Annotated in this window: 13 protein-coding genes; 5 read left to right on the top strand and 8 right to left on the bottom strand. The window is 42.4% G+C overall.

The window, feature by feature from the left end; genetic code table 11:
* Positions 1-271 precede the first annotated feature (271 nt).
* On the bottom strand, positions 272-1,126 hold the full coding sequence (locus MHI27_RS04825) for an AraC family transcriptional regulator (RefSeq protein WP_076283894.1): 855 nt from the start codon (positions 1,124-1,126) through the stop codon (positions 272-274).
* An 84-nt stretch (positions 1,127-1,210) separates the two neighbouring features.
* Between MHI27_RS04825 and MHI27_RS04820 the strand changes: the two genes are divergently transcribed.
* Positions 1,211-3,121, top strand: a complete 1,911-nt coding sequence (locus tag MHI27_RS04820) for a family 20 glycosylhydrolase (protein ID WP_076299136.1) — start codon at positions 1,211-1,213, stop codon at positions 3,119-3,121.
* Positions 3,122-3,162: 41 nt separating this feature from the next.
* Here the strand turns inward: MHI27_RS04820 and MHI27_RS04815 are convergent, their stop codons facing one another.
* Entirely contained in the window at positions 3,163-3,456 is a 294-nt protein-coding gene (locus tag MHI27_RS04815) for a hypothetical protein (protein WP_405175725.1), read from the bottom strand.
* Between the two features lie 103 nt (positions 3,457-3,559).
* Between MHI27_RS04815 and MHI27_RS04810 the strand changes: the two genes are divergently transcribed.
* Both MHI27_RS04810 and MHI27_RS04805 read left to right on the top strand, forming a co-directional pair.
* Positions 3,560-4,495 (top strand): hypothetical protein, encoded by a 936-nt coding sequence (locus MHI27_RS04810; RefSeq protein WP_405175724.1) that lies wholly within the window; start codon positions 3,560-3,562, stop codon positions 4,493-4,495.
* Positions 4,496-4,589: 94 nt separating this feature from the next.
* The gene (locus MHI27_RS04805) at positions 4,590-4,829 is read left to right on the top strand and encodes an NHLP leader peptide family RiPP precursor (protein ID WP_170880314.1); all 240 of its coding nucleotides are present in this window, start codon (positions 4,590-4,592) and stop codon (positions 4,827-4,829) included.
* Between the two features lie 16 nt (positions 4,830-4,845).
* Here the strand turns inward: MHI27_RS04805 and MHI27_RS04800 are convergent, their stop codons facing one another.
* Both MHI27_RS04800 and MHI27_RS04795 read right to left on the bottom strand, forming a co-directional pair.
* Positions 4,846-6,756 carry an ATP-binding protein gene (locus MHI27_RS04800; RefSeq protein WP_405176693.1) on the bottom strand — a complete coding sequence of 637 codons (1,911 nt, stop codon included), beginning with the start codon at positions 6,754-6,756 and terminating at the stop codon, positions 4,846-4,848.
* 114 nt (positions 6,757-6,870) lie between these two features.
* Entirely contained in the window at positions 6,871-8,769 is a 1,899-nt protein-coding gene (locus MHI27_RS04795; protein ID WP_405175723.1) for an ATP-binding protein, read from the bottom strand.
* 224 nt (positions 8,770-8,993) lie between these two features.
* Here MHI27_RS04795 and MHI27_RS04790 point away from each other — a divergent pair, with 224 nt between their 5' ends.
* Positions 8,994-9,392, top strand: a complete 399-nt coding sequence (locus MHI27_RS04790) for a hypothetical protein (RefSeq protein WP_341127270.1) — start codon at positions 8,994-8,996, stop codon at positions 9,390-9,392.
* A gap of 92 nt (positions 9,393-9,484) precedes the next feature.
* On the opposite strand, the gene MHI27_RS04785 is transcribed toward MHI27_RS04790, so the two are convergent.
* Positions 9,485-10,690, bottom strand: a complete 1,206-nt coding sequence (locus MHI27_RS04785; protein ID WP_076283887.1) for an MFS transporter — start codon at positions 10,688-10,690, stop codon at positions 9,485-9,487.
* 204 nt (positions 10,691-10,894) lie between these two features.
* On the opposite strand from MHI27_RS04785, the gene MHI27_RS04780 reads away from it, so the two are divergent.
* Positions 10,895-11,578 (top strand): peptidylprolyl isomerase, encoded by a 684-nt coding sequence (locus MHI27_RS04780; protein ID WP_405176692.1) that lies wholly within the window; start codon positions 10,895-10,897, stop codon positions 11,576-11,578.
* An 82-nt stretch (positions 11,579-11,660) separates the two neighbouring features.
* On the opposite strand, the gene MHI27_RS04775 is transcribed toward MHI27_RS04780, so the two are convergent.
* The 3 genes from MHI27_RS04775 to MHI27_RS04765 all read right to left on the bottom strand — a co-directional run bounded on the left by MHI27_RS04775 (position 11,661) and on the right by MHI27_RS04765 (position 14,799).
* Entirely contained in the window at positions 11,661-12,767 is a 1,107-nt protein-coding gene (locus MHI27_RS04775) for a Glu/Leu/Phe/Val dehydrogenase (RefSeq protein WP_405175722.1), read from the bottom strand.
* Positions 12,768-12,950: 183 nt separating this feature from the next.
* Positions 12,951-13,883, bottom strand: coding sequence for a manganese-dependent inorganic pyrophosphatase (locus MHI27_RS04770; RefSeq protein ID WP_076283885.1), 933 nt, complete (start codon positions 13,881-13,883; stop codon positions 12,951-12,953).
* A gap of 118 nt (positions 13,884-14,001) precedes the next feature.
* Positions 14,002-14,799: an AAC(3) family N-acetyltransferase gene (locus tag MHI27_RS04765; protein ID WP_076299129.1), complete on the bottom strand. Its 798-nt coding sequence runs from the start codon at positions 14,797-14,799 to the stop codon at positions 14,002-14,004.
* Positions 14,800-14,884 lie beyond the last annotated feature (85 nt).

Raw genomic sequence — 14,884 nt, 5'->3', positions numbered from 1 at the left:
TGTGCTCGATAAAAGCATCATACATGAGAAAAATCACAATAACAAGCTGACATTTCCCATGTTTGCGCTTCCATTTGAAAAATAGTTACAAAAAATTTATTATTTTTTTAGAAGATTTTATACCTAAAATTTGTCATTTTATCCACTATAGTTATAAAGAACTAACGTATTTATGTAATATTAATCCATAATTTTTAACATATCTCATAAAACGACAACAATTATATAATTATAACAATTCACATTGGGACTCTAGTAGTATGATGTCGATTTAAATGTTACTACGACAAAGCTGTGGCGCAATCCCCATATATTTTTTAAATAAACGTGAAAAATAGAATGGATCATTATAATGAAGCATGCCCGATATTTCTTTTACTTGTAATGGGGTATTTAGAAGCAGCTTTTTGGCCTCAGCCATTTTAAGACGGTGAATATATTCATGAAGCGGATACCCGCTACTACGCCGAACAAGACGACGAAGGGTAGACATCGAGATATGATGTTTTGCCGCAATTTGCTCTAGGTCCATTTCACCATAAATGCATAAATTCAGGTCCTCCCGAATCTGACGCATATAATCTGCCTGAGCATTCCAACTTTTTTCTTCTATTATAAAAGAACACTCCAATAGCATCCTTTCAACGAGTAGTGCGGCCCGATCCGCATCTGCAGGTTCTCCACTCTCCATTCGTTGTAGTACCTCTTCAAATAAGGTCGAAAGACCCATGATCGAATTCGCTTGGAACACATTCCCGCCAGCGATTAGACCCGACTCTAGCCATTCCGATACACGTGTCCCATTAAAATTAATATAATATTCATCCCAGCTCCCTCCAGGTGGTGGACCGAAATTGTAACTGTATCCTGGGCGAAAAAAGAATAAGCTGCCTTCACGCACCTGCTGTTCTTTCCCCGAAGTCTCCATATAGGTGCCACCACCAGATACTATGTAAACAATAGCCCAGTGTTCAAAAACTACGCCTGAACGGAATAACGTTCTTCCAGGCAAATGGCCGGCTTGTCCTACTCTAATATTTTTAAGCTTCAGCTTAGAGGACTCAACCTTCGGATCAATAATTCGTATTGGATATGGACTGATCATATAATCCATGCGCTTGGACATTATAGACATTCCCCCCTCTGTTTAGTAGTGATAAGGTTATTGTGAAGTTGATCATATTCTACATGAATAAGAGGTGTCCACGCTATGCTTAATCATTCTACACTACTGCTTCTGCCTAATCCGCGTGAAATCACATTGTCACAGGACTCATACCGTTTCCCAATAAGCGGAAGCATTGTGCTTCCTAGTACGGGAGAGGAAAGTTCAATGCCTGCTGCACAAAAGCTGCAAGCTGTGATTAAACAAGCCTTAAATCTTCATTTGACCTTATCTATTGGCACACGTCCAACGGTCGTATCCGCTTGTATCTTTAGCTATGTGCCGTCATTATCTGAGCAGGCATACGAAATAGTTGTTGATCAGAGCGGTATCGTTGTCTCCTATAGCTCACCTGTCGGTGCCTTCTACGCAGTAGCCACTCTGAAACAAATCATTGAACAAAGCGGCAGATCTATTCCTCATCTGCATATTCGCGATGAACCTGATTTTGGAGCTAGAGGGATAACCGTTGATATCAGCCGCAATAAAATTCCAAAGCAAGAAACCTTGTACCGAATCATTGACCTTATGGCCGATCTAAAGATGAACCAGCTTCAGCTATATATAGAAGGTACGCCGTTCGCGTACGAATCTTTCCCTCAAGTGTGGGAGCTTGAGACTCCAATCACAGGAGAGGAAATCCTGCTTCTAGATGCCTACTGTAAGGCGCGTTATATTGAGCTTGTTCCAAACCAGAACAGCTTTGGACATATGGAAGGCTGGCTTTCCCGTCCTGAATTCAATGCTTTAGCTGAAATTCCAGAGGGATTTATGCTTCCCAAGGAATTGTACATGGGAGATGTATATCCAGAAGGACTATTTATGCATCCCGGTACGTTTGATACCGAAGATCCTGCCGTGCTCCCTCTGCTAGAAAAAATGTTCGACGATCTGCTTCCATACTTCTCCTCTAATCAATTTAATGTAGGCTGTGATGAGACGTATGAGCTTGGTCTTGGCAAAAGCAAAGCGCTGGCTGAATCACAAGGTAAAGGTCAGATCTATTTATCTTTTCTTCAGAAGATTTATGAGCTTGTTACGAAACGCGGCAAGACGATGCAATTCTGGGGTGATATTATTATCCAACATCCCGAACTGATCCCTCACCTGCCTAAAGATATTATTGCTATGGAATGGGGTTACAGTGCGGAACATCCTTTTGAGTCCGATACCCTCAAATTCCGTGAAGCAGGCATTCCTTTCTATGTCTGCCCAGGTACCAGCTCATGGAACTCCATTACAGGGCGTAGCGACAATATGTTTGCCAATCTGCGTAGTGCAGCTATTCATGGCAAAAATAATGGTTCTATCGGCTATCTCATTACCGATTGGGGTGATCATGGGCATTGGCAGCATCTCCCAATCAGCTACACTGGATATGTTTATGGTGCTGCACTTTCCTGGAATGTAGATAACAATCTAGATGTAGACACTGCAAAATATTTAAATACATTTATCTTCGCGGATCGTTCCGAGGGTATTGGTCAACTACTCCTTGATCTCGGCAATTACTATCAGCTTGAATCCGAGATTATTCGTTCAAATGATACGGAAATGTCCCTGCTTCTTCGTACTAATCTCGACAATTTGTTAATTGTAGAGAAGCTTACCGAAGAGCATTTCAACAATCTTGAAGAATACATGCTCTCTATCGAGGCACGTCTCTCGGGGCTTGATCTTCAATGTGATGATGCTGATCTTGTTCTTAAGGAACTGAGTAACGGAATCCATTTTGTGAAGCACGCTGTGCAGCTTGGAAGAATTAAACTGCAGCTGGCATCCGCGCCAGATTCGATTGACCCTAATCTGATTACGGAGCAAATCAATGATTTGAATGTTCTACTTCATCAATATCGTCTATTGTGGACCGAGCGCAACCGACTCGGTGGCTTAGATCAAAGTATTTGGAGACTTCTACGTCTTAGAGGTCAATACGAAGCATTGAAATCGAAGTAATTTCCTCATCCTAGCTGCAATTGGCGAGTCGAACGTTGAATTCAACGTTTCCGACTCGCTAAGCGCAGCTCTTCATATTGATTTCCAAGCATTTCCCGCTCCCGCTTTTCATGCTTTTCTCTGCCAATTCCCTCTTTCATGCTTTCCTCATCCTCATAGATTTGCCACAGATCAGAGAACAAATAATCTTTGATTTCTACTGTTTTTCCATTCAATATCCCATTGGTCCAAATAAGTCCCGCAGAGGTACGCATCACAATGCGGCCGTCTGGCGTTTCAGCCTTTTGCCCCATTCGAATAGTCATAAGCATTTGTCCAAAAGTATAACACTCCATTCGTCCTTAAACCTCCTAAATTTTAGTTGTAATGGAATAAAGAGAAGGATATAATCAGGGCGAAAGAACCAGTTTTTTGCAATTTTATTGTAGGAGGGATGCAATGGATTGGCTAAATGATTACGAAGAAGAACTCCGCTTAGTATTTCAAGAAAGTAGAAAGATCATCTCCGAATTTCCTGAGCCTCTAAATTCACAAGGCATGTCCTATCTTGAACATTTTAACGTATTCAATGCGGAAAGCCACAAAAATTACATATGTTATCTATTGCCCTTTTGGCTTCAGAAAAGCTGTGGGCTCTCAGCAGAAATTACCCGTCAAATGTCGATGGGCAATGTCTTCTTCATGCTATATTTTTTCATACAGGATGACCTGATGGACAGCAAAGAATCCTCTACATACGAAAGACTACCTTTAGCGAACCTACTCTATGTTGAATTTTTGAATATCTACAGACTTTTGTTTCCGAATGACTCCTCTTTCTGGACATCGTTCAATCGTTATATCGCTCAATGGGCAGACAGTGTTAGTAATGAAACCACCAGTGATTATTTTCTTAATGATCGGATCAAGATCCCATATAAAGCCAGTCCGCTCAAACTATCCAGTACCGCTGCCCTTCTGCTATCTGGTAAGGATTCTCTTGTCCCGCAGTCTGAGGAAGTGATCGACTCTGTTCTGCTTACACTGCAAATGCTTGACGACTATGAAGACTGGAACGAAGATTTATCAGAAGGCAGCTATAATTGTCTCCTCTCACTCACACGAAGCTATCTATCCACTGACAAAGCAACCACACTCACATCAAAAGAGGTCGAATTCTTCCTGTTTACAGCAAACGGACTACGTACCTATGCTGAGCTAGCGCAGGATACGCATCGCAAAGTAATGGCTTCCAGCTTAGATATACCTCATCTCCTAGCATTCCACTCCATGTTGGTGACGAACTTACAACAGATCTCAGATTCTATAGAAGCAGAAAAGCAGCTTTTACAAGGTGGAGGCTTGTTTTATTATTTGTCAAAAAATATACAATAATTCTATTATTTTGTAATAAAAAGAATAGTATTAGCACAATTGCTATGTTATATTATTAAAGGTAAATATATACATTTTGGAAAGGGTGATTATTTTGTCAGAAGCAGTTCTTAGAAATCAAGTCATTCAAAAGGCATGGGAAGATCCAAGTTTTAAGCAAAGACTACTCGCAGATCCAAAAGCAGCTCTCCAAGAAGCGCTAGGCGTAATCATTCCCGACAGCGTTACCTTGAAAGCCGTTGAAGAAGGTTCAAATGAATTCTATCTTGTAATCCCACCAAGTCCATCATCAGATGTATTGAAAGCAACCGCAGCACCACGCGGTTCTTGGTAAGACAGCAGGATTAACCTCATAGGGAGTAGGAATCATCCGGAGCTTCTGCCAATGGCAGTATGGTAATGGATTCGGTTCCTACTCCTTTTTTGCTTGTAAATCTCACTTCACCTTGCATAGCTTCAATGATGCGGAAGGTGACCATCAATCCTAAACCTGTTCCTTTATTTTTCTTGGTGAAATATGGTTCTCCGAGTCGGTGCAGAACATCAGGGTCCATTCCTTCCCCGTTATCTTTGATGTGAATAATCACTTTATTATCTTCACCGTACACCGACATATAAATGAACCCTTCTTCACTGAATGATTCAATGCTGTTCTTGATAATGTTAATGAACGCCTGCTTAAATTTCGAGGAATTTCCTTTTACCCATAATTGGCCGGATACATCCAGAATCATTTTTCCTCCATTGATGTGACACAAGGGCTGCATAATACTCTCAATATGTTTGAATTCATCATATAAATTCAGACTAGAGATTGTCTCAAATTCTGGTTTAGCAAAGGTTAAGAAATCTGTAATAATATTGGATGCACGATCTAGTTCACTTAGAGCCATTGACATATAAATTTGCTCTTCGTTAACGGATTTCTCGCTAAGCAGCTGAAGAAATCCCCGGGTGACTTGTAGTGGGTTTCTTACTTCATGAGCTACGGATGCAGCAAGCTCGCTAATGATCTCCATTTTTTCCGAACGCTCCAATTCATTGTTGAAACGCTCTAGTTCTCTAGAGTAATTAACAACCTGTTGATGGTTATAGGCTAATCTTCGTTCCAGAATTACGATCAAGGAAATAATGAAAGCAACCAGCCCCCACTTCCACAAGAACAAATCATAATTCCCTTTTTGGATGTAATACCATAATAGCTCTGCAACTACAGTAAACGCAGCGGTTCCAAATCCAATGGCAAACACAATAGCATCTTTATTTCCTTTAAGAGAGAACATAACCACACATGCGATCAGCAGGATGAATTGGAGGATAAGGATAACCCCTATAATGGTGGTAGAAATAAAATAATAGAACTCAATATAGCGATTATTTGATAGGAGATTGATTAAAAGACATAACAAACAAAAAGAAGAGTAAAGCACTTGAAATTGACGAAATTTTCGAATGATACTGAATTTACCACTACCGAATAATTTCTCAAATAAAAAGGTAAGCGCTGGGAGAAGTGAAAAAAGGGCTAAGTCTAGGCAAACGTTACTAATTGGCCCCAATTTATTGTAAAAGGTATAGATGAAGGGGGAGTAGGTTATAGAAAGGATTCCGGTAGCCGCTATAACCACTGCTAGTGAAGCAACACTGGAGAAATAATCTCTGTTTATGTATAGAGCACTTATAAATAGAACGATAGCCACCAGAAAAAAAGCGCAGCCCAAAATCACATCACTTAATCCATTCTCAATATATTCATTAATTAATTGACTATGTTCACCGATCATTACACTTTTTTTAATTCCAATTCTGTCTTGCATGGTTTCTGTCCAGATATATAGTGTTTTCCCGTTATCTTCTTTACTTAAAGGCAACAGCAAAGAATAGTTATCCTTGATATATTTACGATTTTCCTCGAAGATCAAACGATCCTCCACATACACTCTCACATGAAGAGCATATAAAGTATCGATATACACCGAAGGAGACACATAACTTAAATCGGGTAAGGAAATGCGGGTCCAAGAAGAGGATACTCCTGAAGGTAACTCTGGGAGTCCCTTCTTAGAATCTACGTTCATCCAGCTTTGCTGGCCTTCACTCCACGGAATCTCTTGTCCTGCATTTCCTGTTTCATCCCCCCATTTCATTTGCCACTTTGTAATTTCTTGGGATGGATTTGGGTTCGCTGCCGATACAATAATAGAGCCACAACCTATCAGGAGGAGTGAAAGGGTGATTGTAATGTGGAGTATTCTAACCATCAAGCGCATATAGGCACCTCAGAAGGAAGTTTCAGAAACAATATTCTGTGTGTTACTACTTCGCTCACTATGCTACCCTTTCCTTCTAAAAAACGGAATAATCATTAAATTCTCCTAATTTTTTCTAGCCGTTGGCAATTTAATGATAATCTCCGTTCCTTCCCCCTTCTCACTTTGAAACTCAGTTGTCCCTTCCATCGCCTCAATAATTCGGAAGGTTACCATAAGCCCAAGCCCTGTTCCTTTTGTTTTATTAGAGTAATAAGGCTCACCCAATCGGGCCAGCTCACTACCATTCATCCCTTCCCCATTATCACGTACACTGATCATTACATGGGCTTCGGATTTCCAGGCCGTAACTCTAATAAATCCATTATCCTGTAAAGCTTCGATGCTATTTTTTATAATATTAATAAACGCTTGTTTAAATTTAGCAGATGATCCAATCACGCAGAGTTCCGACTGCAGGTTGAGTTCAATGACTCCCCCTTGCAAATTCGCAAGCGGAGAGAGGATACCCGACACATGCCGTAACTCTTCGGATACATCTAGCCTCTCAATAGTCTCTAGCCCCGGCTTAGCAAAGGTAAGGAAGTCTGAGATAATAACCGTCGCTCTATCCAGTTCTGCGATGGCCATCTGCATATACTCCCTCTCCTTATGATCTGACCGTTCTCCTAGGATCTGAAGGAAACCACGGGTTACCTGTAAAGGATTCCGTACCTCATGCGCTACAGAAGCTGCCAATTCACTTATAATCTCCATTTTCTCGGAACGCTGTAAATCATTATTAAACGTCTCAAGCTTACGAGAATATTCAACGAGTTGTTCATGGTTTCTCGTAAACCTTCTCCCCAGAATGACGATTAAGGATAATACGAAAACCATCATCCCCCACTTCCACCAATATAATTGATAGGATTCTCTGGATATGTAGTATACGATCAATTCGACAAGAGATATAAATGCAAAGATTGTAAATCCTGTAGTAAAAACAATAGCATCCCCATTGCCGCGATAAGTATGAATAAACGCTAAGCTTACCAATAGTATAAATTGCACAATCATAATGATGCCTAGAATATCAGCAGTCATGAATCTATAAAAGTCTTCCAGCTGATACGACAGAAGGATATTAATAACCATTAGTGAAAGACTGAATATAGAATAAACCACTTGAAACTTACGGAATCGGGTGACGATTTGTTTTTTCCCTGAACCGAATATTTTCTCAAAATAAAAGGTTACTGATGGCAACAAGGTGTACAATGCTAAATCAAAGAATACAAGCACGATTTTCCCATAATCCCCAAGGATGATCGGCAAAAACGAAGAATACGTAACCACTATGACTCCAATGGATAAGAGAATTAACACCAACAAAAATCCGGCCGTAAAAAATCCTTTTCTCAAGAATAATGAACAAATAAACAGGACAATAGCTATAAAGATAAACGTCATCCCAATGATGATATCCATTAAGCCCTGCTTCACATAAATGGACAACAGCTCACTGTAGCGATCTACCCTTATTTCGCCTTCTATTCCTAAATCCTTGCTTCCTCCGTGTGTCCATATGTATAGTTCCTTCCCTCCATCTTCTGTGGATAAAGGAATTAGAATTTTGCTGCCGTTGAAATTGTATTTATTCTCAGAATCATATACTAACGCGTTATTCACATAAGCTTTGACGCTATTTCCATATACCTTATTAATGAATAACGCGGATTTCTCGCTCATTTGCGGCAAAGAAAACCGGAGCCACGCTGAGGATGTACCTTTTGGCGTCTCTGGTTTGTTATTATGAGGCGTTACGCGAATCCATTCATCATCTGAAGCTGCTACAGCTTCTTCGACAGTCTCTGCTTCTGTATTTCCAAATCTAATCTCCCAACTTGGCAGCGCAGAGTCTGATGATCCAGCACTCACTATCGCCGCACCGTAAGGCACTATTGCTGTTAGCAATAGAAATAATAGCAAAGTAGCCGCTATCTTTGGTTTTGGCAACTTCATCGTAGCACCTCAGTAATTCATTAGTTGTTTAAATGATCATATATGATTCTTAATTTCGACAACCTTCGCACTATTCCTGCCTATTCTTGTAAATTTTCTCGAAAAAAGACGTTATTTATCGGCGTTATTACCCTGATTATTTATAAAACGATTCGATCATAGGCAATCGGGTAAAGATACATATGAGAAGTCCAAATCTTAACCTACCGAGGGAGTGAACGGCTATGGAAGATACACCTAATAAAACTGAAGCCGATTTTGCATATGAACGTTATATACAAGCTGATATTGATGTAGAGGATGTTGTCAATGAAGATGCCGACCCCGTGTTGGTTGGCGATAAATATTTGGCGGCGGATATTGGTTTAAACCAACCTGAGGAAACACTCGAAAGAAATGACTTACTGGAATCCGATGCATTCCTGGCTGCTGAAACGGCAGGACTAACAAGCAGCGATAATGTTGAGGACGAGGAGCTGTTAGAGATGGAAGAGGAGGATCCTCCACTGGAAGATATTCCTGATGCAGATGAGGTGTATCCAGGATCCATCATCGACCCTGCTTCACCACCAGTTGATGGCATGCCTGGAACGGACGTCTTAAACGGATCACAGGGAGATTAGACTAAATAAAGCCGCCGGGCTAGGATCCGGCGGCTTTATTTGTTTTTCAATATGAGCACTTTCTTCATTAATGGTTACTCTTGAGCAGCCGGTTATTCTGCTGAACGCGCTGCTGCAATTTGGGAATCCAGCTTACGGGTCTTAACCAATACCGCTGCTACAAGCAGCATCACCCCATTGATCACAAACACCCAGCGGATCTGGATAAAAGCCCCAAGTAATCCGCCTATAATAGGCCCGGCCATTGTCGCGAGTTGAGATGCCGCTTGGTTGAGACCAAAAGCACGTCCGCGAAACCCGGGCTCAATCACTTGTACAATCATTGCATTTACAGATGGAAGCACACCTGCATAGAACAAGCCGTAAGCAAAACGAAGAACGGCGAATTCTACATACCCTGTAACAAAGAATTGCAGAATATTACCGATACCTCCACCGATTAATCCAATGAACAAGATCATCCCGAAGCCCTTCCGGCTTCCGATTCTCCCCCACTGAGGAGCCATTAGCACAGTAGCAATACCCACAGCGGAGAATACAATTCCTGAGCTTAGCGAGGCGCTGCTTTTGGCGATTCCCATGTCTAGCAGATGTATCGGAATAAGCGGCTCCAGAATCATAACAGAAAAGGTGCTTATCCCCGCCAGCGATAGCAAAGTCATAAATGCGCGATTGCTTCGCGCTTCCTTGATATCATCACTTACATGAGACCTCGGAGCAGATCGGTCAAAATTCTCTTCTTTAGCAAAAAAAGTAGCAATAAGTGCCGAAACGAGTACAATACCTGCTGAGAATAAAAAAGCAACCCGATTGCTTGTGTAAAAGCTCACTACACCGCCGATCAATGGACCAATGATACTGCCCGTTGCTCCGGCTGTAGACATAATACTCAGCGCATAACCGGTCTTATCCTCAGGTGTGTTCGTAGCCACCATGGCTATCGCAGCCGGAACAAATCCAGCAAGCAATCCTTGTAGTACGCGCACGATCAGAAAGACGTAAGGATCATGCACGAAGTAATTAATCAGATATAAGGCTGCCAAACTGAAGCCCGAGCGAATAAGCATCGGCTTCCGACCATATTTGTCGGCGAGGGAACCCCAGTAGGGAGAAATTAAAGCGCTGGCTAGAAAGGTTATGCCAAAGCTAACCCCAGACCAAATTTCCAAATGATTCGTAACCCCAAGCTCGTCACTCAAAAAAATAGAGAGGAACGGAATAGAGATCGAATACGCCGTACTACAAAAAAAGACACCCACCCAAAGCACGATCAAGTTACGTTTCCATGAAAAGCGCATGATCTACACATCCTTTCTTGATGTTCTCGCGGAAACATTCCTATTATTGTAAACCTCTTTTGAGAATGTGCCAATCCCACATGTCACAACTGACCTTTGCATGTAAAGGGACAAAGAGGTTATTATGAGAAGTACCTACGAGATTATTCAAGAAAAAGGAGAGATTGATTAGTGAAGTCTACACGAGCAAGATCTGCTATCCTAATGGTCATGTTATGCCTGGTGATGGTTATTGCAGCAGGTTGCGGTAATAAGCCTACCAATAACAATGCCAGCAGTAATAATGGAAGCAGCAGTGGAGCAGCAGGAAATAACGCAAGCAGCGAGACAAATGCTGGCGCTAACGAAGGACTCCCTTCAGCTACAGCAAGCCACCCCATTGTGACTATTGAGATGGATAACGGAGGCATCATCAAAGCCGAGCTTTATCCTGAAGTTGCCCCTAACACTGTGAACAACTTCATCTCACTGATTCAAAAAGGATTTTATGACGGCATCATATTCCATAGAGTGATCCCTGACTTCATGATTCAGGGCGGTGACCCTGATGGTACCGGTATGGGTGGCCCAGGATATAGCATCGCTGGAGAATTCTCTGGAAACGGGTTTACTAATAACCTGTTGCATACGGAAGGTGTTCTGTCCATGGCAAGATCGCAGGCTCCAGATTCTGCCGGTTCCCAGTTCTTTATTATGGATGCAGCTTATCCTAGTCTAGATGGAAGCTATGCCGCTTTTGGTAAAGTTACCGAAGGCATGGACGTGGTTAAATCCATTGTTAGCTTGAAAAGAGATGGTTCTAATCGTCCGGAAGAGCCACCAGTGATGAAGAAAGTAACCGTCGACACACTGGGCGTCACTTACCCAGAACCACAAAAGGTACAATAACAAGCAAAAACGCCTTCGGCGTCCTTAATGGACGCCAACGGCGTTTTTGCTTGTGAAAGACTAATGAAAGTACCTAAGCGTCTTATCCCCGGAGTGATCTTCTGCTAAGAGCATGTTGACTGTTACGCAGGAAAGTACTACGAGTATTTCTTAATAAGGAAATCCGCTCCTCTGCAAGCTGATTTGCCGCAAAAGAAGTAGGAATTCCGTTTAGACGTGAGATCTCTAGCACGCGGGTAATGTTATCGTAAATTTTTGCAACCTGTTTAAATGCACGTTCTTTATTATATCCATTCAGCTCATCTGCAATATTAATAACGCCACCAGCATTAATCACATAATCAGGAGCATACACAATGCCCATTTCGTGCAGAGTATCGCCATGATAGGCCTCTTTTAACTGATTGTTGGCTGCGCCTGCGATCACCTTCGCCTTAATTACCCTGAGGGACTCATCATTGATCGTTGCTCCGAGTGCGCATGGAGCATAGATATCACAGTCTGTACTGATAATATCTGCGGGATCGACTGTTTTGGCACCGTAAGCCTCTACTGCGCGCCCCACAGCTTCTTTATGAATATCGGTTACGATAAGCTGAGCGCCCTCTTCATGAAGATGCTTACACAGCGAAAAAGCCACATTCCCAACGCCTTGAACAGCTACAGTCTTTCCTTCGAGCGAATCACTGCCAAACGCTGCTTTGGCCGCTGCCTTCATCCCTTGGTATACGCCGTAAGCCGTAGCTGGTGATGGATTACCCGAGGAACCATAAGTAGGAGATGTACCTGTAACATAATCTGTCTCCTGATAAATAATGTTCATATCTTCTTCTGTAGTGCCAACATCCTCGGCTGTTATGTAACGTCCATTCAAGCCCTGTATGTATCTTCCAAAAGCACGGAACATCGCTTCATTCTTATCCTTCTTGGGATCCCCTATAATTACTGTTTTCCCACCGCCTAAATTTAGGCCGGATACTGCATTTTTGTACGTCATCCCTTTCGCTAATCGAAGCGCGTCAACAATCGCTTCCTCTTCTGTAGCATAGGTCCACATCCGTGTTCCACCCAGTGCGGGCCCTAATGTCGTGTCATGAATGGCGATGATTGCCTTTAATCCTGATGCTTTATCCTGACAAAATAACAGTTCCTCGTAATCGTCCCGCTCCAATGCTGCAAACAATTCCATTCTTAATATCCCCTATCTCTTTGTTATATTCCACATGTTGGTTGTTACTCTTACCTCTCAAAGTATTGTAGCAGAATGTGTCGTAAAACAAAAAGAACCACGTCACCCTTATAACTTTCAATGGATGACGTGGCTCTTATATGAATGCTACTGCACCGAATAGAGTGCAATTGTCAAAATGCGTTACAGCTTAGCAATTGTTTCTGTAAGAACAGGAACGATTTGCGATTTACGGGATACTACACCTCTGAGAAGTGCTTTATTGTCATCAAGCTTAACATTGTACGCCGTTTCTACTGCACCTGCAACACGACCCAGAGCCAGACCCACAGAATCGTTATTGAGGATATCTGTAACTACAAACAAAAACAGATCCAATTCTTTTTCAGCAATAATGGAAGTAAGTGCAGTTTCCAGTTCAGCTTGTTTGGAGAGAACATCATTAACATCAACCGCGTTCACTTGAGCGATTTCAACTTTGTATTCACCCATTTTGAATTCCTTTGCATCCAAGGAAATCAGTTGAGCGATACTCTTGTCGCTAAGATCAGCTCCAGCTTTCAGCATGTCGAGACCGTAGCTTTCTGCATCTACACCAGCGATTTCAGCAAGCTCACGTGCTGCAGCTACATCTTCCGCAGTGCAAGTTGGTGATTTAAACAGCAAGGAATCAGAAATGATCGCAGACAGCATCAATCCGGCGATTTCTTTAGGAATAGCAACTCCGTTTTCTTTATACAACTTGTTAAGAATAGTAGCTGTACAGCCTACTGGCTCAGCACGATAGTATAACGGATGTGCAGTCTCAAAGTTTGCGATCCGGTGATGGTCGATAACTTCAACCACGCGCACTTGATCAATGTCATTCGCACTTTGTTGGCGTTCGTTATGGTCAACAAGAATAACCTGATTTGCTTCACCAGCTACGTTCTCTACCAGACGAGGAGCAGCGACTCCGAAATGATCAAGCGCAAATTGCGTTTCACCACTAACCTCGCCCAGACGAACGGCCTCAGCATCCCAGCCCAATTCCTTTTTGAGTGCAGCATAAGCAATTGCAGAACAAATGGTATCCGTATCCGGATTTTTGTGTCCAAAAACCAAAGTTTTTTCCATTTCCAATCTCCTTACTATGTTTTAGTGAGATTAATATACCATACATTGATAGCGGCTTCCAGATTGTGTGGTTTGAAAAATGCTTTATCGGCATTCAATTAGCCTCTTCTAAGGTTGCTCACGCCCTAGTCTTTGGAAGTGGTACCGGCTTGTCCTCCCCATGCAGTGGCTCATTATCCGAGAAAAGGTCCGGATTCTCTGTCAGCATCTGGCTTAGAATATCCGTCGTTTCTACCGTCCCACATACCCTGACTAACGCGTCTCCAAAGTTACCCTTGCGCATGGCACCGCCCTCTTCAAGCTCACGCTCCACCTTCCAAAAATGCTCCGACCAAGAGAGGCCACAATGTCTGCGAGAAGGCACCATGATTTCATCTCCACCCGGCGTCACCGTATATAGCTCCTCATGGGTATCCGTCATTCTGCCTGGAATATCGACCCACTCTTCAATGCCATGGATGAACGTATTCCGCCGAAGATCGACTCCCAGCAGTACAATTTCCGCCTTTCGATCAAGTAGCTTGCCCCATGCTGAACCACGGGCGCACGGCGTATCCCAGCGTTCATCCCCCGTAGTGAACTCCTCAGCATCTGCACCTAAAGCCGCTACAGAATGTGTCGGATGCCAAGAGCGAATGACACCTGGACGTTTACGGAATAACTCCGGTAATATCCCTACACAAGATGGGGAATCTTGAACAGAGAACCTTGGATTGTCTGCATTAATATAAGCCCATGTATGAGTTGGCAATACGAGCAGTCCATCCTTCATATATTCACTGAGTACATCCAGTACTGTGTTCGCGCCTCCATCTACTTCCCCAATGCTTTTTAATGACGAATGGACCAGAATAGTCCCGTGTGGATCAAGCTTTAGCTCCTGCAATTGTTTCATCAAACTAGTTGTTGTGTGCATTGTACACTCTCCTTATGTATGAACTGGATTTTATGATGCATAAACATCTACTTGCAAAAATCGCATTTTACTATTAAAATTATAG

The organism is Paenibacillus sp. FSL H8-0261 (genome assembly GCF_045040645.1).
Lineage (GTDB): Bacteria > Bacillota > Bacilli > Paenibacillales > Paenibacillaceae > Paenibacillus_AQ.
This window is presented reverse-complemented; position numbering and strand designations above follow the sequence as displayed.

Coding starts and splice junctions, on each gene's coding strand:
- MHI27_RS04800 (WP_405176693.1), bottom strand. CDS start 6,756: ATGGTTAGAATACTCCACATTACAATCACCCTTTCACTCCTCCTGATA.
- MHI27_RS04790 (WP_341127270.1), top strand. CDS start 8,994: ATGGAAGATACACCTAATAAAACTGAAGCCGATTTTGCATATGAACGT.
- MHI27_RS04820 (WP_076299136.1), top strand. CDS start 1,211: ATGCTTAATCATTCTACACTACTGCTTCTGCCTAATCCGCGTGAAATC.
- MHI27_RS04765 (WP_076299129.1), bottom strand. CDS start 14,799: ATGCACACAACAACTAGTTTGATGAAACAATTGCAGGAGCTAAAGCTT.
- MHI27_RS04795 (WP_405175723.1), bottom strand. CDS start 8,769: ATGAAGTTGCCAAAACCAAAGATAGCGGCTACTTTGCTATTATTTCTA.
- MHI27_RS04775 (WP_405175722.1), bottom strand. CDS start 12,767: ATGGAATTGTTTGCAGCATTGGAGCGGGACGATTACGAGGAACTGTTA.
- MHI27_RS04780 (WP_405176692.1), top strand. CDS start 10,895: ATGGTCATGTTATGCCTGGTGATGGTTATTGCAGCAGGTTGCGGTAAT.
- MHI27_RS04810 (WP_405175724.1), top strand. CDS start 3,560: ATGGATTGGCTAAATGATTACGAAGAAGAACTCCGCTTAGTATTTCAA.
- MHI27_RS04825 (WP_076283894.1), bottom strand. CDS start 1,126: ATGTCCAAGCGCATGGATTATATGATCAGTCCATATCCAATACGAATT.
- MHI27_RS04770 (WP_076283885.1), bottom strand. CDS start 13,883: ATGGAAAAAACTTTGGTTTTTGGACACAAAAATCCGGATACGGATACC.
- MHI27_RS04785 (WP_076283887.1), bottom strand. CDS start 10,690: ATGCGCTTTTCATGGAAACGTAACTTGATCGTGCTTTGGGTGGGTGTC.
- MHI27_RS04815 (WP_405175725.1), bottom strand. CDS start 3,456: ATGGAGTGTTATACTTTTGGACAAATGCTTATGACTATTCGAATGGGG.